Source organism: Mesorhizobium sp. B2-3-11 (genome assembly GCF_006442215.1).
Taxonomy (GTDB): Bacteria; Pseudomonadota; Alphaproteobacteria; order Rhizobiales; family Rhizobiaceae; genus Mesorhizobium; species Mesorhizobium salmacidum.
The window spans coordinates 135,219-155,012 of sequence record NZ_VFVS01000011.1 but is presented as its reverse complement, the minus strand read 5'-3'; the positions used below and the strand labels follow the sequence as shown (position 1 = coordinate 155,012).

Annotated in this window: 19 protein-coding genes; 8 read left to right on the top strand and 11 right to left on the bottom strand. The window is 63.4% G+C overall.

Going from position 1 to position 19,794, the window contains the following annotated elements; all coding sequences use genetic code 11:
- Window positions 1-180 precede the first annotated feature (180 nt).
- Window positions 181-795 carry a bifunctional nicotinamidase/pyrazinamidase gene (gene pncA, locus FJ960_RS17035; protein WP_140715458.1) on the top strand — a complete coding sequence of 205 codons (615 nt, stop codon included), beginning with the start codon at window positions 181-183 and terminating at the stop codon, window positions 793-795.
- A gap of 34 nt (window positions 796-829) precedes the next feature.
- Window positions 830-2,248 carry a sodium:proton antiporter gene (locus FJ960_RS17030; RefSeq protein WP_140715456.1) on the top strand — a complete coding sequence of 473 codons (1,419 nt, stop codon included), beginning with the start codon at window positions 830-832 and terminating at the stop codon, window positions 2,246-2,248.
- An 89-nt stretch (window positions 2,249-2,337) separates the two neighbouring features.
- Here the strand turns inward: FJ960_RS17030 and FJ960_RS17025 are convergent, their stop codons facing one another.
- The 8 genes from FJ960_RS17025 to gcvA all read right to left on the bottom strand — a co-directional run bounded on the left by FJ960_RS17025 (window position 2,338) and on the right by gcvA (window position 11,059).
- Window positions 2,338-3,060, bottom strand: coding sequence for an ABC transporter ATP-binding protein (locus FJ960_RS17025; RefSeq protein ID WP_140715454.1), 723 nt, complete (start codon window positions 3,058-3,060; stop codon window positions 2,338-2,340).
- Window positions 3,057-3,782: an ABC transporter ATP-binding protein gene (locus tag FJ960_RS17020; RefSeq protein ID WP_140508321.1), complete on the bottom strand. Its 726-nt coding sequence runs from the start codon at window positions 3,780-3,782 to the stop codon at window positions 3,057-3,059. The genes FJ960_RS17025 and FJ960_RS17020 overlap by 4 nt, the downstream gene beginning before the upstream one ends.
- Entirely contained in the window at window positions 3,779-4,741 is a 963-nt protein-coding gene (locus FJ960_RS17015) for a branched-chain amino acid ABC transporter permease (protein WP_140715452.1), read from the bottom strand. The genes FJ960_RS17020 and FJ960_RS17015 overlap by 4 nt, the downstream gene beginning before the upstream one ends.
- Window positions 4,738-5,619 carry a branched-chain amino acid ABC transporter permease gene (locus FJ960_RS17010; RefSeq protein WP_140715450.1) on the bottom strand — a complete coding sequence of 294 codons (882 nt, stop codon included), beginning with the start codon at window positions 5,617-5,619 and terminating at the stop codon, window positions 4,738-4,740. The genes FJ960_RS17015 and FJ960_RS17010 overlap by 4 nt, the downstream gene beginning before the upstream one ends.
- Before the next feature lie 131 nt (window positions 5,620-5,750).
- A complete protein-coding gene (locus FJ960_RS17005; protein WP_140715448.1) occupies window positions 5,751-7,055 on the bottom strand; it encodes an ABC transporter substrate-binding protein in 1,305 nt (434 codons plus the stop codon).
- 158 nt (window positions 7,056-7,213) lie between these two features.
- Window positions 7,214-8,644: a hypothetical protein gene (locus FJ960_RS17000; protein ID WP_140715446.1), complete on the bottom strand. Its 1,431-nt coding sequence runs from the start codon at window positions 8,642-8,644 to the stop codon at window positions 7,214-7,216.
- Between the two features lie 19 nt (window positions 8,645-8,663).
- Window positions 8,664-9,968 (bottom strand): nicotinate phosphoribosyltransferase, encoded by a 1,305-nt coding sequence (gene pncB, locus FJ960_RS16995; protein ID WP_140715444.1) that lies wholly within the window; start codon window positions 9,966-9,968, stop codon window positions 8,664-8,666.
- 119 nt (window positions 9,969-10,087) lie between these two features.
- A complete protein-coding gene (gcvA, locus tag FJ960_RS16990) occupies window positions 10,088-11,059 on the bottom strand; it encodes a transcriptional regulator GcvA (protein ID WP_140508309.1) in 972 nt (323 codons plus the stop codon).
- A 210-nt stretch (window positions 11,060-11,269) separates the two neighbouring features.
- Between gcvA and speB the strand changes: the two genes are divergently transcribed.
- From speB to FJ960_RS16970, 4 genes are all read left to right on the top strand, one after another.
- Window positions 11,270-12,331 (top strand): agmatinase, encoded by a 1,062-nt coding sequence (gene speB / locus FJ960_RS16985; RefSeq protein ID WP_140508307.1) that lies wholly within the window; start codon window positions 11,270-11,272, stop codon window positions 12,329-12,331.
- 79 nt (window positions 12,332-12,410) lie between these two features.
- Entirely contained in the window at window positions 12,411-13,220 is an 810-nt protein-coding gene (locus FJ960_RS16980; protein WP_140715442.1) for a transporter substrate-binding domain-containing protein, read from the top strand.
- Window positions 13,216-13,884 (top strand): amino acid ABC transporter permease, encoded by a 669-nt coding sequence (locus tag FJ960_RS16975; RefSeq protein WP_181174260.1) that lies wholly within the window; start codon window positions 13,216-13,218, stop codon window positions 13,882-13,884. The genes FJ960_RS16980 and FJ960_RS16975 overlap by 5 nt, the downstream gene beginning before the upstream one ends.
- Window positions 13,881-14,528 carry an amino acid ABC transporter permease gene (locus FJ960_RS16970; RefSeq protein ID WP_140508301.1) on the top strand — a complete coding sequence of 216 codons (648 nt, stop codon included), beginning with the start codon at window positions 13,881-13,883 and terminating at the stop codon, window positions 14,526-14,528. Before FJ960_RS16975 ends, FJ960_RS16970 begins: the two co-directional genes overlap by 4 nt.
- A 334-nt stretch (window positions 14,529-14,862) precedes the next feature.
- On the opposite strand, the gene FJ960_RS16965 is transcribed toward FJ960_RS16970, so the two are convergent.
- The 3 genes from FJ960_RS16965 to FJ960_RS16955 all read right to left on the bottom strand — a co-directional run bounded on the left by FJ960_RS16965 (window position 14,863) and on the right by FJ960_RS16955 (window position 17,122).
- Window positions 14,863-15,048, bottom strand: coding sequence for a hypothetical protein (locus FJ960_RS16965; protein WP_140715438.1), 186 nt, complete (start codon window positions 15,046-15,048; stop codon window positions 14,863-14,865).
- A 100-nt stretch (window positions 15,049-15,148) separates the two neighbouring features.
- On the bottom strand, window positions 15,149-15,436 hold the full coding sequence (locus FJ960_RS16960; protein ID WP_140715516.1) for a hypothetical protein: 288 nt from the start codon (window positions 15,434-15,436) through the stop codon (window positions 15,149-15,151).
- 288 nt (window positions 15,437-15,724) lie between these two features.
- Window positions 15,725-17,122: an MATE family efflux transporter gene (locus FJ960_RS16955; protein ID WP_140715436.1), complete on the bottom strand. Its 1,398-nt coding sequence runs from the start codon at window positions 17,120-17,122 to the stop codon at window positions 15,725-15,727.
- Window positions 17,123-17,356: 234 nt separating this feature from the next.
- On the opposite strand from FJ960_RS16955, the gene FJ960_RS16950 reads away from it, so the two are divergent.
- Both FJ960_RS16950 and FJ960_RS16945 read left to right on the top strand, forming a co-directional pair.
- Window positions 17,357-18,274 carry an AraC family transcriptional regulator gene (locus tag FJ960_RS16950; RefSeq protein WP_140508295.1) on the top strand — a complete coding sequence of 306 codons (918 nt, stop codon included), beginning with the start codon at window positions 17,357-17,359 and terminating at the stop codon, window positions 18,272-18,274.
- Window positions 18,275-18,515: 241 nt separating this feature from the next.
- Complete coding sequence (locus FJ960_RS16945; RefSeq protein ID WP_140715434.1) at window positions 18,516-19,787, top strand: extracellular solute-binding protein; 1,272 nt, start codon at window positions 18,516-18,518, stop codon at window positions 19,785-19,787.
- Window positions 19,788-19,794 lie beyond the last annotated feature (7 nt).

Here is a 19,794-nt window from a genome sequence, read left to right as displayed (position 1 = left end):
AAAGCCAGAGTTTGCGCCGGTGCCAATGTGGCTGGCATCGCCACGCATTTGTTATGCCGCTGGAGGTTGACGCGGCCCGCCATCTGGTCAAGTTTCTCCCTCCGGTCGCGCCAGCGGCTTTTTCTTTCGCCGAGCCCCTCGTTCGGAGCCCGAGCCCTAGCCTGACAGGAAGGAAGCCCCATGGCCGACGAAGCGCTCGTTGTCATCGACCTGCAGAACGATTTTTGCCCGGGCGGCGCGCTGGCGGTGGCCGGCGGCGACGAGATCGTGCCGCTGGTCAATGACATGATCCGGCGAACCGACAATGTCGTGCTGACGCAGGACTGGCACCCCGCCGGCCATTCCAGCTTTGCCTCCAGCCATCCCGGCGCGCAGCCCTTTTCGATGATTGAGATGCCCTACGGCCCACAGACTTTGTGGCCGGACCATTGCATTCAGGGCAGTCTCGGCTCGGATTTCCATTCCGGCCTTGCGTGGACAAAGGCCGAGCTCGTCATCCGCAAGGGTTTTCGGTCCGCCATCGACAGCTACTCCGCCTTCTTCGAGAACGATCACGCGACGCCCACCGGGCTCGCCGGCTATCTCCGGGAGCGCGGTATCGACACGCTGACCCTGGTCGGCCTGGCGACCGATTTCTGTGTCGCCTTCTCGGCGCTGGATGCGGTCAAACAGGGTTTTAGAACCACGGTCAGGCTCGATGCCTGCCGTGGCATCGATCTCAACGGATCGCTCGAGACAATGCTGGCGAGAATGCGCGATGCCGGCGTGACGCTCGAAGATCACACGTCCGGCTGACCGCACCGTGGGGGGCAGAAGGGGATCTTTGCCGATGGCGATCGGGACGGCCGGTGCGATCGTCGTCGCGATGCTGTTTCCGGTATCGGCATTCGCGGCTGAAGAACACGGCCTGCCTGGCGCCACGATGTCGCTCTGGTGGGCGCTGCCTTTTGCCGGGCTGCTCCTGTCGATCGCCACCGGGCCCCTGCTGTTCCACCATGTCTGGGAACACCACTACGGCAAGATCACCGCCTTGTGGGCGGCGCTGGTGATCGTGCCGCTCGCGGTCGCCTTCGGTGCCCCGGCGGCAACCGAGGCGGTGCTGCACGCGCTGCTCACCGAATACATGTCGTTCATTGTCCTGCTGTTTGCGCTCTACACGATTTCGGGCGGCATCCTGCTTGCCGGCAATATTCACGGCACACCGCTGGTCAATGCCGGACTGCTGATCGTCGGGGCGCTGCTTGCCTCGGTGATCGGCACGACCGGCGCCTCGATGATCCTGATCCGGCCGATCCTGCGCGCCAACGACAACAGGCGTTTCAATGCCCATGTCGTCATCTTCTTCATTTTCCTGGTGTCCAACATTGGCGGCTCGCTGACGCCGCTCGGCGACCCGCCGCTGTTCGTCGGCTTCCTGCGCGGCGTCGATTTCTTCTGGACGACCACCAACCTCTACCGGGAGACGCTGTTCGTCGGCGTCGTCGTGCTGGCGGCGTTCCTGGCGATCGACCTCATCCTGCACCGGCGCGAGGCCGGCGCGCCGAAGATCAAGGATCCGACCCCGGATACCAAGGTGCGCCTGCGCGGCCTGGCCAACCTTCCGCTGTTGGCCGGTGTGATCGGCGCCATCCTGCTGTCGGCAGCCTGGAAACCGGGCGTGAGCTTTTTGATGTTCGGCGTCAGTCTCGAGCTGCAGAACCTGATACGCGACGCAATCATCCTCGCGCTGGCCCTCCTATCGCTTCCCCTCTCGTATAAGAGCCACCGCGAAGCGAACGGCTTCAACTGGGGTCCGATCGCGGAAGTGGCCAAATTGTTCGCCGGCATCTTCACCTGCATCGTTCCGGTCGTCGCCATTTTGAGGGCCGGCCATGACGGCGCGCTGGCGCCGCTTGTCGCGCTCGTCACCTCGGCGCAAGGCGCGCCAAACGACCTCGCCTATTTCTGGCTGACCGGGGCGCTGTCGTCCTTCCTCGACAATGCGCCGACTTATCTGGTGTTCTTCGAGTTGGCGGGCGGCGACCCTCAGCACCTGATGACCGAGTTCGCCTCGACGCTTGCCGCGATCTCAGCGGGTGCCGTGTTCATGGGGGCCAACACCTATATCGGCAACGCACCCAATTTCATGGTCTATGCCATTGCCAGGCATCGCGGCGTCAAGATGCCGGGCTTCTTCGGGTATATGCTGTGGTCCGGGCTGGTGCTGATCCCGACCTTTTTGATCGCGGGGTTTCTGTTCTTTGGCTAGTCTAGATCCATTCGACGCAATTCCCAAGCGAAAGCGCTACACGCTTTTCCCGGAAAAACCGCTGCACACTTTTCCTGGAATTGCTCCCGTCAGCCGACACCGACATAGCGCCTGACCGCCGACGGGTCGGCGCGCAAGGTCTCGACATCGACCGTCTCGCGGTTGCGGCCGTTCTCGATAAAGCAAACGCGATCGGCGACCGACAGCACGGCATCGACCCGCTGCTCGACCAGGATGGTGGAGACACCCATCTCGCGCAGCTTTGACACCGTCTCGCGGATCTTGGCGATCATCGACGGCATCAACCCTTCGGTCGGCTCGTCGAGCAAAAGCACCTGCGGCTCAAGGCAGAGCGCACGCGCCATGGCCAGCATCTGCTGCTCGCCACCGGACAAGGTGCCGGAGCGCTGCCGCAGCCGCTGACGCAGCAGCGGGAAGAGGTCGAGAACGTTCTCGCGCGTCGCATTGCCCTTGCCGCGCGCCATCAGCCCGATCGCGATGTTCTCGGCCACAGTCATCTCGGCGAACAGCCGCCTTCCCTGCGGCACATAGGCGACGCCTGCCTTCGGCACGTCATGCGCCGGCAGGCCGGTCAATTCTTGCCCGGCGAGCCTGATCGAGCCGGCACTCGCTGGAACCAGGCCCATGATCGCCTTCAGCGTCGTCGTCTTGCCGGCGCCGTTGCGGCCGAACAGGCAAAGCACCTCGCCCTTGTTCAGCACGAGATCGAGCCCGTAGAGCACCTGGACCTCGCCATAGAAGCAGTCCAGCCCCGAGATCGCCAGTGCATCGGTCTTGCTCGTCTCCCTCATGGAGCCGTCCCCAGATAGGCGTCCTGCACCGCGGCGTTGTCGCGGATCGCTTCCGGGGTGCCCTCGGCCAGGATCCTGCCGGCGTTGAAGACGGTGATGCGGTCGGCGAGTTGCATGACGACCGGCATGTTGTGCTCGATCAGCAGCACGGTGGCGTTCTTGGCGATGTCGCGCACGAGTTCGATGAAATTATCGATCTCGCTGTCGGCCAGGCCTTGCGTCGGCTCGTCGAGGATCAGCAGGCGCGGCTTCAGCGCCAGGCCCATCGCCACTTCAAGCAATCGTTGATGCCCGTAAGACAATTGCCCGGCCGGCATATGGGCGCGGCCGGCCAGCCCGGTGCGTTCGAGCGCCGACATGACGCCGGCCCGTACCGCACCCTTCGAGCGGCCGTCGCTCAGCGTGCGCTGCACCGGCAGCGCGACATTGTCATAGGCGCTGAGGTTGGCGAAGACGCTGGTGATCTGGAATGTGTAGGCGATGCCCTGGCGGACCCTGACATAGGCCGGCAGGCCGGTGATGTCGGCGCCGTCGAAGAGGATCGCCCCCGAAGAGGGCTGGATGCGGCCGCTGACAAGGCTGACGAAGGTGGTCTTGCCCGCGCCGTTGGGGCCGATGACGGCGCGGATTTCTCCGGGCATCAAGGTGAAGTCGACGCTGTCGACGGCGCGCAAACCGCCGAAATTGCGCGACAGACCCTTGGTGGTCAAAAGCGGCGTCATGGCAACCACCCGAGCCAGCGCTGGCGGCTGCTGCCGAGAATGCCCTTCGGGAAGAACAGCACAAGCAGGATCAACGCGATGCCGACGATGAGCAGATAGGCCGATGTGTAGCCGCTGGTGACGTCGATGACATAGTACATGAACAGCGTGCCGATCAGCGGTCCAAGCGTTGTGGCAGCACCCCCGAGCAGCACCCACAGCAGCGGCAGGATCGAATACTGCACCGAGGCGAAGCTCGAGCCGACATAGCCGAACAGCAGCGCGTAGGCGGCGCCGGACGCCGCGCAGATCGTGCCGGAGACGACGACGGCTGCGAGCTTGTTGGAGAAGGTGTCGTAGCCCAGCATCTTCGTGCGCTCTTCGTTTTCACGGATGGCGACCAGCACGCGGCCAAAGCGGGAGCGGACGATGGCGAGCATCATCAGAAGCACGAGCGAGAACAGCGTCAGCGCGCTCATGTAGCGCACGGTCGGATCGGTGAGGTCGAGCGAGGTTCCGCCGAAAGTGAGGACACGCGCCGGCTGCGGCACGACCATGCCCTGGTCGCCCCCGGTCCAGGCTGCGAAATAGAGGATGGCGAGATAAAACACCTGGGCGAACATCATGGTGACGATCATGAAGGCGACGCCCGTGGTGCGCAGCGCCAAGAGGCCGATGATCAGGGAGAGAACGGCCCCACAGCCGAGACCCGCGGCGAATGCCGCCGGCACGCTCCAGCCGAGCTGGATGACCGCAAGGCCGGCACCATAAAGCCCGGCGCCAAAGAACATGGCGTGGCCGAGGCTGAGCAGGCCGACATAGCCGAACAGCATGTTGTAGCCCATCGCGAAGACCGCCAGCACCATGATGCGGGCGAGCAGGCCGTGATAATACTCCGGCAGCAGGAAGCTCAGCACGAAGAGCAGGGCAATCACACCGAGGTGCAGCGCGTACGCCTTTGCCGGCGAAGCTTCGCTCATCGCGATGCCGTCCCGAACAGGCCTTGCGGCCGGAACACCAGCACCATGGCGACCAGCAGCGTGGCGATGATCTTGGCCAACGTCGGCGAGAAGAACATCGAGATGATGCCGTCGGACAGGCCGATCAGTACGGCGGCGACGACGGTTCCGCGCAGCGAGCCGAGACCGCCGATGATGACCACGATGAAGGACAGCAGCAGCGGGTCCTGCCCCATCAGGTAGTGCGCCTGGCTGATCGGCACGATCAGCACCGCGGCGATCGCCGCCAGCATGGCGCCGAGCGCGAAGACGCCGCCATAGACACGGCCGACAGGGATGCCGAAGGCCTGCGCCGTTTCGCTGTCATATTGCGTGGCACGCATGATCAGGCCGATTTTCATGCGCGTCAGCACAAGCCATGTCGCTATCAACAAGAGAGCGGATGCGGCGATAACAGACAGCTTGTAGCCGGAATAGCCGAACCACGGCAAAAGGATGCGGTAGCTGAAAGGCGGCTCGACGGGTCGCGCTTCGGGACCATAGAAAGTCAGCGCCAGCTGCTGGATGATGTAGAGCATACCGATGGTGGCGACGATGGTGGCTTCCGGATTGTAATTGAGCCGGCGCAGCACCAGCCGTTCGGCAATCAACGCGATGGCGCCGACGATCAGCGGCGCAATCACCAGCGCCGCCAGGAAGCCGAGGGCCGGATGGCCGCCGATTGCCGATGTGATGGCCCATGCAAGCACGGCGCCGAGCATGAAGAACTCGCCATGGGCGACGTTGACGACACGCATGACGCCGAACACCAGCGACAAGCCAAGCGCGGTCAGCGCCAGCACGGCCGAGGTGACGAGGCCTTCGAGGGTTGCGAGGAGGAGGTGGGGGCCGAAGTGCATCGATTACACGTCCGATAGGGTGGCGCGAAGCGCCCCCCTCTGACCTGCCGGCCGGCCCGGAGCGATAGCGCAGGGCCAGGTCCGGCAGGACAGAGGGGGGTGGCTTGGCGCTCACGCTTGCTGGAATGAGCCTAGAGCGCCTGCGTCGTGTAATCCCCTTCGGCTTCGTAAAGCCCGTCCTCGATCTTGGTCTTGTGGACGACCTTCAGCTTGCCGCCTTCGACCTTGGAGATGTTCTGGATGCCAAAGCACTGGTGGATCTTGCCGTTGAAGGTTTTTGGTCCTTGCGGATGCTCCGGCCCTTCGGCGAATTCCTTCAGCGCTTCGGTCGCCTCGACCAGCTTGGCGCGGTCTTCCGGTCCCTTGTAGCCGGCGTCTTCCATCGCCTTCTTGACGACATAGAGCGTTTCCCAGCAACCGAACATGTGCGCGGCGGTGGAGACGTCCTTCGGGTCGCCGACGGCGGCGCCATTGTCGTCGATGCCGACGGCGGCGCGATAGGCCTTCTGCGCTTCGGTGTCATCCGGCTGGGCGTAGCGCGGCGAGCCTTCCCAGAAATGGCTGCCGTCGAGGAATTCGAGGCCGGGGCTGTTGATGTCGACGGCTTCGAGCGAATCGATGAAGCCGAACAGCTGCGGCCGGTTCGAACCGTAGAACTCGCCGAGCTCCTTGACGAAGGTGAGCACCGCCGGACCGACCATGACGTGGTAAATCACCTCGGTTTCGGCCGGTATCTGCGGGAAGTATTTGGTGAAGGAACTCTCCGTCGGCGGAATGGCGATCTGCGCGATCACCTCGGCGCCTTGCGCCTTCAGCGCCGGCGGCAGGTAATCGCGATGGTCGTAGCCGAAGGCGAAATCGGGGAATATCTGCGTCACCTTCTTGCCGGCATTGGCCGCGATCCACGGCGCCATCGACTGGATCTGGCTCTTCACGTCGGTGATGCCGGGCTGGAAGACGTAGCGGTTGAGCTTGGTCGAGGCGACATGATGCCCTTCGCTGACGACGAAATAGGGCATCTTGGCTTCGCCGGCGGCCGGAGCCGAACCGATGACGACGTGCGAGAACAGTGTGCCGAAAACGATGTCGGTCTTGTGCTGCGTGGCGAACTTGCCGACCACCTCGGCGCCGCGACCGGGATCTGTGCCGTCGTCCTCGATGATCACCTCGACCTGGCGGCCGTTGATGCCGCCGGCGGCATTGATCGCCTTGATGGCGGCGGCGGTGGTCTTCTCGTACCAGCGGCCGTAAGCGGCGCCGATACCGGTGCGGTGCGACTGGAAGCCAATCTTGATCGGCGCGGAGCTTTGCGCCTGGGAATAACGGACGAAACCGGGCGCCATGGCGAGGCCGGCACCAGCGGCGATCCCCTTCAGCGCGGTGCGGCGGGTGAGTGTGGTTTTGGAGAGGTCGAAAAATCCGTTCTTGTCAGTCACGTTCGTTCCCCTGTTTTTGCGTTTTGACCAACGATAAGGCGGCTCGAACATCCTCGGCAAGAGGATGCAAAATTGCATGTGTACAAACTAAATCACCAAAGGCTTGGCCTGGCAAGCGAGCTTTCCGTCAGGGCATGACCCATAGGAAATGGCTTGTCTCATCCGACCGTCGGCGTGGCAAGCAGCCAGAGACCGAAAATGGTGTAGGCGATCATCAAGACGGTGAGCGGAAACTGGCTGAGCGCGGCGCGGGCAGGTTGCGGATGCAGGCGCCAGGCAAGGCCGTGGGCGACGAGAACCGCGAGCACATGGCCAAGGATGATGGCGCCGGCCTGGACATTCCACAGCCACCACGCTGACGCTGCGCCGGCAACGACGCCGGCTTCGACCTGCATGTCGGCGGTGCCGAACAGATTCCAGCGCAGCGCGAACGGATCGGACAGGGAGGCCAATGCATACTGGCCGTCGACCAGCAGCACCGTCAGATAGTGCGCGACATGGTAGGCGAGCGCGATCGGCACGATCGACCACACCAGCAGGCCCGCCGCCTGGGCGAGCGGTTTATCGCTGCCGGCAAGGCACTGACCGAGGATTACCGCAACCAGGAACACTCCCGCGAGCAGCACGAATGCCAGGACAAGGCCAAGGCTGCCGCTGCCGATCACCGCCGTACGGCCTGGAAATTCGAGCGGGTTGATGCCGAACAGGCCGAGCCAGAAGAAGGTCTTCGACAGGCCGTCGAAGGAGACCGAGGACAAAGCGAGCAGCAGGAAGGCGATGCCGCTGGCGGGCAATGGCTCGGCCGTGAGCAGCCTGGCGCCCGGCCAGCACAGCGCAAGACGGCCTTTGTCATCGCTCTCGACCGGCGCGAAGCGGGCAACCATCGAGAAGAAGACGCCGAGAAATTCACCGCTGCGGCTCCACTTGTCGTAGCCGAACACCCGCATGGCGATGAAGGTGAGCAGCCAATAGAGGCCGGCTGCCCATGCCAGCCGCGCCGGATCGTCAGGGGATGGATAGACGAGTTCGAACCAGGCAAAGGCGAAGAACAGGATGACGGCCGGCCAGCAGCCAAGCCACTGCGGAAGTTGCGCGTCATCGCTTCTGCCGCGCGACAGCAGCCGCCACGGGCCGCACCAGGGGTTGAGCCACGACCAGAGATCGCCGAGCACGCCTTGCAGCAGGGTCAGACCGGCCCATAGCAGCGTCCAGATCACCAATGGCAGCGGGTTGGAGAGGGGGTCGCGGCTGCCGAGCAAGCCGGCGGCGATGAAAATTGCAAAGCCGGCAAAGGAGATCAGGCTGATGGTGGCGCGGGTGCTGTCGCCGAAGGCGAATAGCGGCAGGCGCCGGCGCCAAAGGAGCCCGAGGGTGTCGGGTGGGAGCAATGCCAGGACGAGGAAACTGGCTGCTACGGCGAAGGCGCCGCCGATCAGGTAATAGCCGGTGGGGAGAAGCAGGACGTGGCCGCGGTCGGAGGCGTGGGCGAAGGCGGTGGTGGGGGAGACGAGCCACAAGGCGGCAAGCAAGAGGGCCAATGACGGACAGTGGCGTTCTACGGCGGAACTCGACCTATCCAGGTTTTCCATCCCGCGCGAGCCTTCAACCTCAAACCTTGACCAGTTGCTCCACGCGATCCTTCTGCCCAAAAATCCTCAAATACCGCTCGATCTCCTTGAGATCGCCGGTCGCCTTGGCTGGATTGTCGGAAAGCTTCACCGCCAGCCGGCCATTGGCCTCGGTGACCTTGCAGACCAGCGATATGGCGTCGAGGTTCTTGGTTTCGGTCGGCGCGCAGCTTTCGAAATCATTGGTCAAATTGGTGCCCCAGCCAAAGGACATGCGCACCTTGCCCTTGAAGTGGCGGTAGGTCTCCTCGATGGTTTCGACCTCGAGCCCGTCGGAGAAGATCAGCAGCTTCTGCCTTGGGTCCTTGCCCTTTTCGCGCCACCAGGACAGGATCTTTTCGCCGCCCTCGATCGGCGGCGCGCTGTCGGGGCGAAAGCCCGTCCAGTCGGCGACCCAGTCCGGCGCGTCGCGCAGGAAGGAGGCGGTGCCGAAGGCGTCGGGCAGCACGATCAGCAGATTGCCGCCATAGTAGCGCTGCCAGTCCTGCAGCACCTTATAGGGCGACTGCTTCAGCTCTTTTTCCGAATTGGCGAGTGCCGCGAACACCATCGGCAGTTCATGCGCGTTGGTGCCGAGCGCTTCGAGGTCGTTGTCCATGGCCAGCAGAACATTGGAGGTGCCGGTGAATGCCTCGCCGATGCCCTCCTTCAGCGCCTCCACGCACCAGCGCTGCCACAGGAAGGAATGGCGACGGCGTGTGCCGAAGTCGGAAATGCGGATGCCGGGCAGCGCCTTCAGCCGTTCGGTCTTGGCCCACATCTTGGCCTTGGCGCGGGCGTAGAGCACATCGAGCGCGAAGGGCCCATAGGCCCGCATGGCCGCGCGAGATCGGAGTTCGTTGATGATGGCGAGCGCCGGGATTTCCCACAGCGTCGTGTACATCCAGGGGCCGGAGAAAGTTAGTTCGTATTGTCCGTCGTGCTTGGAAAGCTCATAGTCGGGCAGCCGAAAACCTTCCAGCCAGGCGAGGAATTCCGGATCGAAAATCTGCTTGCGGCCGTAGAAATTGTTGCCACCCAGCCAGATCATCTCCTTCTTGGAGAAGCGCAGCGTGCGGGCATGGTCGAGCTGTTCGCGCAATTCGCCCTCGTCGATCTCGTCGGCGAGCCGCACCGAGGTGGTGCGGTTGATCAGGGAGAAGGTGGCGTCGACCTTGGGATACATTCCCCAGATCATCTGCAGCATCAAAAGCTTGTAGAAGTCGGTGTCGAGCAGGCTGCGCACGATCGGGTCGAGCTTCCAGGTGTGGTTGTAGACGCGCCGCGCAATATCGGTCTTGGCCATGTCTCGTTACCGCCTTCGCTGCCCTGCCACCATAATAGCGACAGGCCTCATAGCATCGAATTGACCAAAACGCTGCCCGCTTTCAGGCTGGCCCGACAAAAAGAAAGTCCTGCGTGCGGCTACGAAGATTTACCGCCCATCACCTTGAGCGCGGGACGTTTGCGGCGGGTGACGAGGCGGCCCGCCACCGGGGCGTCGGCGCGGCCGTCATCCCCGGCCTTCTCGGCGAACAGCCAGTCCATGAACACCTGCACGATCGGCGTCGCCCGCATCTCGTTGCGGCAAACGACATAGAAGTCGTCGACCGCCGGCACCGACAGGCTGAACGGCGCGACCAGCATGCCCCTGGCGAGCAGCGCGCTTGCCGTCACCGAGTCGCCCAACGCCACGCCATGGCCGTGCACGGCGGCTTCCGCCGTCATGCGCGCATCGCCGAGATGATGGCGCCGGCCGCGCTCGAGGTCCAGCGCGTCGGCGGCGGCCAGCCAGGTGTGCCACTCGCGGCCGTCGTCACCATGCAGCAAGACATGGTCGGCAAGGTCGCGAACATTGCGGATCGGCCGGTTGTTGATCAGCGTCGGGCTGACCACGGGAAACAGTTCGAGGCCCGACCATTTGCGCATCCAGCAATCGGCCCAGCTGCCATCGCCATAGTGCACGCAGACATCGATATGCGGCGCCCGGATATCCCTGGGATCGTTGGAGGGAATGAGCGTCAGCTGGATGTCGGGGTATTGCGCGGTAAAGCTGCCCAGCCTCGGCGTCATCCACAAAAGCAGCAGCGCCGGCACGCAGGACACCGATAGCGCGCCGCTGCTTGCCGGTCGGGTCAGCCGTTGCGTGGCGGCGGCGATGCCGTCGAACGCAACCGATACCGCAGGCAAGAGCTCGGCGCCGTGCGGGGTCAATTTGACCCGCTGGCCGACGCGTTCGAAAAGCTTGACGCCAAGCGATTGCTCCAGCGCCTTGATTTGGTGGCTGACGGCGCCGTGGGTGACATTCAGTTCGCTCGCCGCCTTGGTCAACGAGGCATGGCGCGCCGTTGCCTCGAAAGCGCGCAGCGGGTTGAGAGGTGGCAAGCGCTTGGCCATGGATGCTCGGCTTCATTGTGAGATTTTCTCACAGAAAACACCCTAACAATATCAATTGCTTTTTCAAAGCGGCTGCCGGACACTTTGCCCCAAGACAATATCAAGACGTGAAATCTGCGGACAGCCAGCGGGACAGCGGCCCGGCCGGATGACGGTCGGTTCGCCCGAAGTCACCGACGGCAACACCGCATCGGCTGAGGAGGAGCGGATATGGGATACGATCGCGGCAAGCTCGACGCGCTGCGTCGCAAATATGGCGAGAGCCATGGCGGCGAAATGTTCGACCCGAAATTCCGCAAGGTCGCGGACAAGATTTTTTCCAAGAGCGGCACGCGGCTGGCGCCCTATTCCGGCATCCCGACCTTCCTCACCGCGCCCTATCGTGAAATCGCCGCCGAAAATCCGGACTTCGGCGACCTGCAGGTGGCGATCATTGGCGTGCCGATGGATCTTGGCGTCACCAATCGGCCGGGCTCGCGCTTCGGGCCGCGCGCATTGCGGGCCATCGAGCGCATCGGCCCCTACAACCATGTGCTGGAATGCGCGCCGACGCATGAGCTCAGGGTGGCCGACATCGGCGACGTTCCGTTCCAGAGCCGCTACCGGCTGGAGACCAGCCATGAGGATATCGAGCGGCGCATCAACCAGATCGTCGACGCCGGTGTCATTCCGCTGTCGGTCGGCGGCGACCACTCGATCACGCACCCGATCCTGAAGGCGGTCGGCAAGAAGGCGCCGGTCGGCCTGATTCACATCGACGCCCATTGCGACACCAGCGGCCTGTTCGACCTGACCAAGTTCCACCATGGCGGCCCCTTCCGCAACGCTGTGCTCGATGGCGTGCTCGATCCGACGCGCACCATCCAGATCGGCATCCGCGGCTCGGCCGAATATTTGTGGGAGTTCACCTACGAATCCGGCATGACCGTGGTCCATGCCGAGGAGGTGACCGGACTCGGCATTCCCGCCATCATCGAGAAGGCGCGCAGAATAGTCGGCGATGGCCCGACCTATGTGTCTTTCGACATCGACAGCGTCGACCCGGCCTTCGCGCCGGGCACGGGCACGCCGGAAGTCGGCGGGCTGACGACACGCGAAGTGCTTGAACTGCTGCGCGGCCTCAAGGGCCTCAACATCGTCGGCGGCGACGTCGTCGAGGTGGCGCCGCAATATGACGCGACCACCAACACCGCGCATGCCGGCGCCCAGGTGCTGTTCGAGATCCTGAGCCTGATGGTGTTCAGCCCGGCCCTCAGAAGCAAGGGCGCCTGACGATCAAAGCAAGGCGGCCGCCGCGCTGGAGCCGGCGGCCGGCCCAAACAATCAAAAAGCTTCCAGAAGGGGAATGACAATGACAATCCGCTCGACATTCAAATCATCCATCGCCGCCGTCCTGGTCCTGGGCGCGGCAGGTTTCAGCCTTGGCACACAGGCGGCCAAGGCTGACGCGCTGGCCGATATCACCAAGGCCGGCACCATCAATGTCGGCGTCTTCGCCGATTTCCCGCCCTTCTCCTCGGCCAGCGCCGACATGAGCCTCAAGGGCTATGACATGGACGTCGCGCAGTACATCGCCGACACGCTCAAGGTGAAGCTCAATCCGATCGCCGTCACCGGCCAGAACCGCATCCCCTATTTGAACGATCATCGGGTCGATATCCTGATGAGCGTCGGCTACTCGAAGGAGCGCGAGCAGGTCATCGACTTCGCCGCCGCCTACGCGCCCTATTACATCGCGGTGATCGGTCCGGCGGCGATGTCGGTCAAAGGCAAGGAAGATCTTGCCGGCAAGTCGATCGCCGTCAATCGCGGCACGCTGGAAGATACCTCGCTCACCGAGGCAGCACCCGCATCGGCCGACATCAAGCGCTTCGACAACTACAATTCGGTGATCCAGGCCTTCATCTCCGGCCAGACCCAGCTGATGGTCGTCGGCAACGACGTCGGCGCGCAGGTGCTGGCCAAGCAGGACGTGCTCAAGCCCGAGCAGAAGTTCCAGCTTCTGACCTCGCCCTCGCATATCGGCCTCAACAAGAACGAGGACGCCCTCAAGAAGGCGGTCAACGACGCCGTCGCCAAAATGTTGGCCGACGGCAAGCTGGACGAAAGCTCGAAGGCCTGGCTGAAGACGCCGCTCAACCCCGACAACCTCAAGGATTGAGTTTGCCGTGGCCTTCGGCTGGCTTCCAGGTGCCGTGGGCGACATCGCGCACGGTGCGGCGACGACGATCCTTTTGATCGCCGTCACCACGCTGGCGGGAACGCTGCTCAGCATCCTCGGTGCTGCCGGGCGGCGAAACGGCCCCGCGCTGCTGCGCCGGGCCATCGCCTGGTATGTCGAGGTGATGCGCAACACGCCGTTCCTTGTGCAGCTATTCTTCATCTTCTTCGGCCTGCCGAGCCTCGGCATCAGGCTTGACCCGATCCTGGCCGCCATGCTGGCGATGACGCTCAACATGGCGGCCTACACGATCGAGATCGTCGGCGCCGGGCTCGACGCGGTGCCTAACGGGCAGACGGAAGCGGCGCTGGCGCTCGGGCTGAGGCCGCGCCAGGTATTCATCAAGATCGTGCTGCCGCAGGCGCTCAAGATCATCTATCCCGCACTGACCAGCCAGATCGTCATCATGATGCTGGAATCCGCCGTGGTGTCGCAGATCGCGGTGCGCGAGCTGACCTATGAGGCCGACATGCTGCAGGCGCGCACTTTCCGTTCTTTCGAGACCTATTTCGTCGTGACGCTGGTCTATCTCTTGATGTCAATGGCCTTGCGGCGGCTGCTGGTGTCAGACGGACGCAGGGCGCTCGGAGCGGGCGTGTCATGATCGAGTTCACGCTCTGGGACATCGTGCGCAACCTTCTGCTTGCCGCGCGCTGGACGGTGCTTTTGTCGCTGGCCGCCTTCGTCGGCGGCGCGGTGGTCGGAATGGCGGTGCTGTTCCTGAGGATCGCCAAGAACAAATGGAGCCGGCGCCTTGCCTCCGGCTACATCGCCCTGTTCCAGGGAACGCCGCTTCTGATGCAGCTCTTCCTGATGTTCTTCGGCCTGCCGATGCTCGGTCTGCGCATCGAGCCCTGGACTGCGGCGGTGCTCGGCCTGACCTTCTTCGCCAGCGCCTATCTCGCCGAAATCTGGCGCTCCGGTGTCGATGCGCTGCCATTGGGCCAGTGGGACGCCGGCGCCAGCCTCGGCCTGCACTATCTGCAGGAACTCAGGCTGATCATCCTGCCCCAGGCGTTCTCGATCACCCGCGCGCCGACGGTCGGCTTCCTGGTGCAGCTGATCAAATCGACCGCGCTGACCTCGATCATCGGCTTCGAGGAATTGGTGCGGACTTCGAATGCCATCAACAACGCCACCTTCGAGCCATTCAAGGTCTATGGGCTGGTGGCGCTGATCTTCTTCGTCATGTGCTTCCCGCTGACGCAATATGCGCGGTCGCTGGAGAAGCAGACATTGACGCGCTGAACCGCGAGCATGTTGTGTTGACCAACATCGACGCGACCGCAAGCTGGGAAGCTGTGTGCTGTTAGAGCGCTTGAATGCTCCATTTGGGCACAGATGACGGCTTTGCGCCGCATCCCAGCCGTTCAGACGACATCTGCGAGTTCCCTAGAGCGGACGGTCAACTAGGCGGGAGATTACGACGGCATCGGGGTGGTCTTCGAGCTCGGCCAATTATCGCGTTGGCAGTGGAGTTGGATCCAGGGCGATACCATCACAATCGGTCCTGTCACATTGTTGGCGATGTGACGGACATGTTGGCTTCGATGAGTCTGAGGGGATCAGGTAAGTAGCCATCCTAATTTTCAGCATGGCTGAAGGCGACAGTGCCATTGTCCTTGCGAACTTCAACGCAAATGATCCCCTCGTCACCCCTTCGGGTCTGAAACATGGAGATTGCGTGATCTTTTGCCACCTTTTCGGCGTCAAAGATCACCTTGTCGATGATGCCCTGTCTTCCATACCAAATAACGGTGAACGCCATTCGCCGCCTCCATTCGAGGCACCATAGGCGCTCTTACCGGTACGTTCAAACGGCGTCTGTGGCCAAAAGGCGGCGCGAAACGGCCGCCTTTCCCGCAAATTCAGCCACCCATCTTCTTGGCCATCGCGCAGAAATCCGCATGCGACTTGTTGATCGTGGCGTCGCCGCAGTCTTTCAACACCGCCTTCTGTTCATCTGGCTTCATGGACATCCATGCGGTCTTGAAATCCGCTTCCGACCTGAGTGTTTTCATGCCGGCATCGGTGAAGAACGGCGACATCTTTGCCGGATCGTCGAGCGCGGAGGTGCCGGTACCAGATCCAGCCAGCGCCGAGCCAGTCATCATTGCGAGCGCCATCGCGCCCATAGTGAGCATTTTGAAGGTCACTTTCATCTCCTCACGATTTACGTCGATCGTATGCAACGATCATCCCTCGAAACGTCATCGTGCAGGAAAGGTTGCCCGCCTGCGTCGAAAGATGGAATTCTATTCCGGGAATGCAGTTTGGACGCAAAGGGCGCGGAGACTCAGCCTGAACCGAAGTCCTGCCGTTGCTCGTCCAGCCGCCGACCTGACCTTCGTGCCCAGCGGTCGTTTCGCGGCAGTTCTGAAGGCGCCATTTGATGCGCCACAATGTTGGGACGAGCGACCGCCGAACCGACGGCCGTCTTGCGTTCAGTGCCCGAGCGACGGCGCGATGCGGTCGCGCCGTAGCCAGCGTGCCAGGAGCAGGGCCGCCACCACGGCCAGTCCCGACGACAGGCCGATCCAGATGCCGACGCCGTGGAAGCCGAAACGGAAGGCCAGCAGCACGCCAAGCGGCAGGCCGACGCCCCAGTAACCAATCGCGGCATAGATCATCGGCACCTTGGTGTCGTGCAGGCCGCGCAGCATGCCGGCGGCAACCGCCTGCGCGCCGTCGAAGACCTGGAACAGGGCAGCAAACACCAGGAACGACACGGCAAGCGCGATCACCCTGGCATTGGCCGGATTGCCGAGGTCGATGAAGGCGCTGATCAGGAGATGCGGCCAAAGCACCATCACCAGTCCCATCAGCGCCATGAACGAGACGCCGATGACGAAGGCGGTCCAGCCGGCGCGCGAGACGCCCTCGGGATTGCCGGCGCCATGCGCGAGCCCGACCCGCACCGTCACCGCCTGGTTGAGGCCGAGCGGCACCATGAAGGAGATCGAGGCGATCTGGATGGCGATCGCGTGCGCGGCCAGAGAATCCGCGTCGATCAGGCCCATCAGCAGGGCTGCCGCGTTGAAGATCGTCACCTCGAAGGCAAGGATGCCGGCGATCGGCAATCCGAGCCGCAGCAGGCCCTTGAAGCGCGGCCAGTCGGACCGCCAGAAACGGCCGAACAGATGGTAGCGCCGGAATTTCTTCTCCAGCATCACCACGACAGCCATGCCGACGAACATCAGCGTGCTGGACAGCGAGGTGGCAAGACCGGAGCCGGCGATGCCCATGGCCGGCACACCGAGATTGCCGAACATGAACAGCCAGTTGAAGAAGGCGTTGCAGGCGACGGCGACGAAAACGATGATCAGCGCCCAACCCGGCCGCTCCAGGGCCGAGATGAACGAACGCAGCACGATGTAGCCGTAGAAGGGCAGCACCGCCCACTCCAGCCAGCGCAGATAGATGCCGGCCTGATGCGCCAGCGCGGGCTCCTGCCCCATGGCCAGCAGAATGGCCTCGCCGTGCCAAAGCACAAGCCAGATCGGGATCGCGATCAGGATCGCCAGCCACAGGCCCTGGCGCACGGTGCGGCGCAGATCGCGCACTGAGTGGCGGCGGCGGCCAAGCTCGGTGGCGATCATCGGCGAGGTCGCCAGCATCAGGCCGAGGCCGAAGATCAGCGGCATGAAATAGAGGTTGGCGCCAAGCGCGCCGCTGGCCAGCGTGTCCGCGCCGAGGCGCCCCATCATCATGACGTCGGTGGCGGTCATCGCCGTCTGGCCGAGATTGGTCAGCACCATCGGCCAGGCCAGCGCCAGCGTCGCCCTGATTTCCCGACGCCAAAGATTTTCCGGCGCGCGAGCGCCGGCTTCGATCGCAGACATTGTCCTGCTCTTTCAGAACACGGCGCGTCGGGCCACGCCCGGAAGCCGCACAGCAACGGCACGAAATGGCACCGTTTGCGCCGTCTATTGAACGAAATGCGACATGAAGGCAAGGGAGGAGGCGTCAGAACAGATTGAGCCAGCGCCTTGCCCGGGAACCGCCGCCTCGTTCCCTTGCCGGCCAGGGACTGCTACGGATCAGACATCGGCAACCGGCGAATTGTGGGAGGCAGGATGGCGTTCAGACGCAGAAAGAACACGGCAGCGATCCCGCGCACGGCGCCTTCCTTCGAGCATATCGTCACCGAGGCGAACGACAGTTTCCTGTGGCGGCTGGACGACTATCCCTGGGAGCGCAATGTCTGGAACTTCCACCCGGAGTACGAGATCCATCTGCTGCGGAAATCCTCCGGCGTGGTCCTCGTCGGTGACCATATCGGCGAGTTCGGGCCGGGCTACCTCACCATCGTCGGCGGCGGCCTGCCGCATGACTGGGTCACCGCGGTGCAGCCGGGCGAATTGATCGATGGCCGCGACATCGTGCTGCAATTCGATCCCGAGCGGCTGCGCGGGTCGGCTGACATGCTGCCCGAACTGCGCGAACTGGAGCCGTTCCTGGAACGGTCTCTGCGCGGCATCGTCTTCCACGGCGGGACCGCGCTTGAAGGCGCCGCGCTCATGGAGCGGATGGGCACGGTGCATGGGTTGGCCCGGTTCTGCCTGTTCCTCGAACTGGTCGATCTTCTGGCCAGGACCGACGAGTATGAGCTGTTGTCGTCGCCGGACTTCCAGCCGGTCCTCGACGCCGCGTCGCTCGACATCGTCCAGCGCACGCTGACCTATCTGTTCCAGCATTTCGCCGAAGATCTGAAGCTGCCTGAGGTGGCCGAGCTGGCCGGCATGAGCGAAAGCACCTTCTCGCGCTTCTTCCAGAAGAACACCGGCAACTCCTTCAGCGACCATCTTGCCAAGCTCAGGCTGTGGCAGGCGTGCAAGCTCCTGGCCGACACCGATATTCCGATCACCGACATCTGTTTCCAGGTCGGCTACATGAACATCTCCAACTTCAACCGCGCCTTCCTGCGCAAGCACAAGATGACGCCGTCATCCTATCGCAAGCTGTCGCGGCAGCGCCTGGCGATGCGCGCATAAGCGCATCCTGAATCATCGTTTTGGACCAGATCGATACTCATGTGACGCGCTCCGTACTTGGGCGCAGTTTTTTGCGCTGCACAATGCATAAAAGTACAGGTCAGCTGCAACGGGGCTTCTAGCGTCGCCCAACGCAACTGCGCATTTTGGCGATGGGTGGCATGTCGTTCGGGCGATGGTGAGGATCGCGTAACCCGAGGACCTGCGCTTCCTGCGACGTATTCCTGGAGGAGAAAAGATCGTGAAACCAGTTCGGCTCGCTGCCAGCCTTGGCGCAGCTTTCGTGCTTTCCGCTACCGTTTCAACCCTAGCCCTGGCGCAGGCGCCGGTCTGCTCGGCACCGGTCAAGGTGCTGGCGCAGCCCCGCGATGGCCTGACGCTTCTGGAGGACTCCAAGGCCGAGTTCGAGAAGCTCTCCGGCGCGAGCTTCAAGATCGATTACCTGAACGAAAACGACCGCCGCGCCAAGTCGCGCGCGGACGCGTCCACCGTCGGCAACTACAACGTCTACTATGTCGATGAAGCCAATGTGGCGCTTTTCGCCTCGTCGAAGTGGATCGTGCCGCTGACCGATTATTATCCGGCTGATTACGACTATGCCGACTTCGATCCGGGCCGCCAGAAGGTCGCCACCTATGACGGCAAGGTCTGGTTCGCGCCGCTGACCGGCGGCGGCGACCTGATGGTCTACCGCAAGGACGTGCTGGAAGCCGCCGGCATCCAGCCGCCCAAGACGCTGGACGAGCTGATCGCCGACGTGCCGAAGCTGACCAATGCCGACAAGGGCATGTACGGCATCGCGCTGCGCGGCGCGCGCGGGTCGGGCGCCAATGTCTGGCGCTGGATGCCGTTCTTCAAGGCCTATGGCGGCAAGTGGTTCGACGGCGACAAGCCGGCCTTCAATTCGGACGCGGCCGTCAAGGCGACCGAGGCCTATCTGAAGCTGTTCAGGGATTCGGCACCGGGGACCCAGACCGGCAGCTGGGACGAATCGACCGGCGCCTTCCTGTCGGGCCAGGTCGCGATCCTCGTCGAATCGACGCCGCTTTCGGGCATGGCGGTCGACCCGAAGACCTCGCAAGTGGTCGGCAAGATCGGCTTCCTGCCGCCGCCCTCGCCGCTTCCCGGCGGCGGTTACGGCCACGGCCTCGCCATCGCGGCGAGGGCCAATGCCGACGACGCTTCGAAGAAATGCGCCGGCCTGTTCATCGCCTGGGCAACCTCGAAGGAAAATGAGAAGCGCCGGCTCGACGCCCACCAGTTCGGTGAGCTGAACCGCACCAGCATCCTGTCCAGCAAGGAGTTCGCCGACATCTACGGTGCCGATCTCGGCGAGGCGCTTGCCGAAACCGGCAAGGTCACGGCGGTGAACTTCTGGCAGGATCCGCGCTGGCCGGATCTCGGCGACCGCTGGGGCATCATCCTCGAGGAATTGATTGCCGGCACACGCACCGACGTCAAGGGCAGCCTCAACGAGCTCGAGGCCTACGCCAATGAGCTGGTGAAGAAATAGGCCCCTC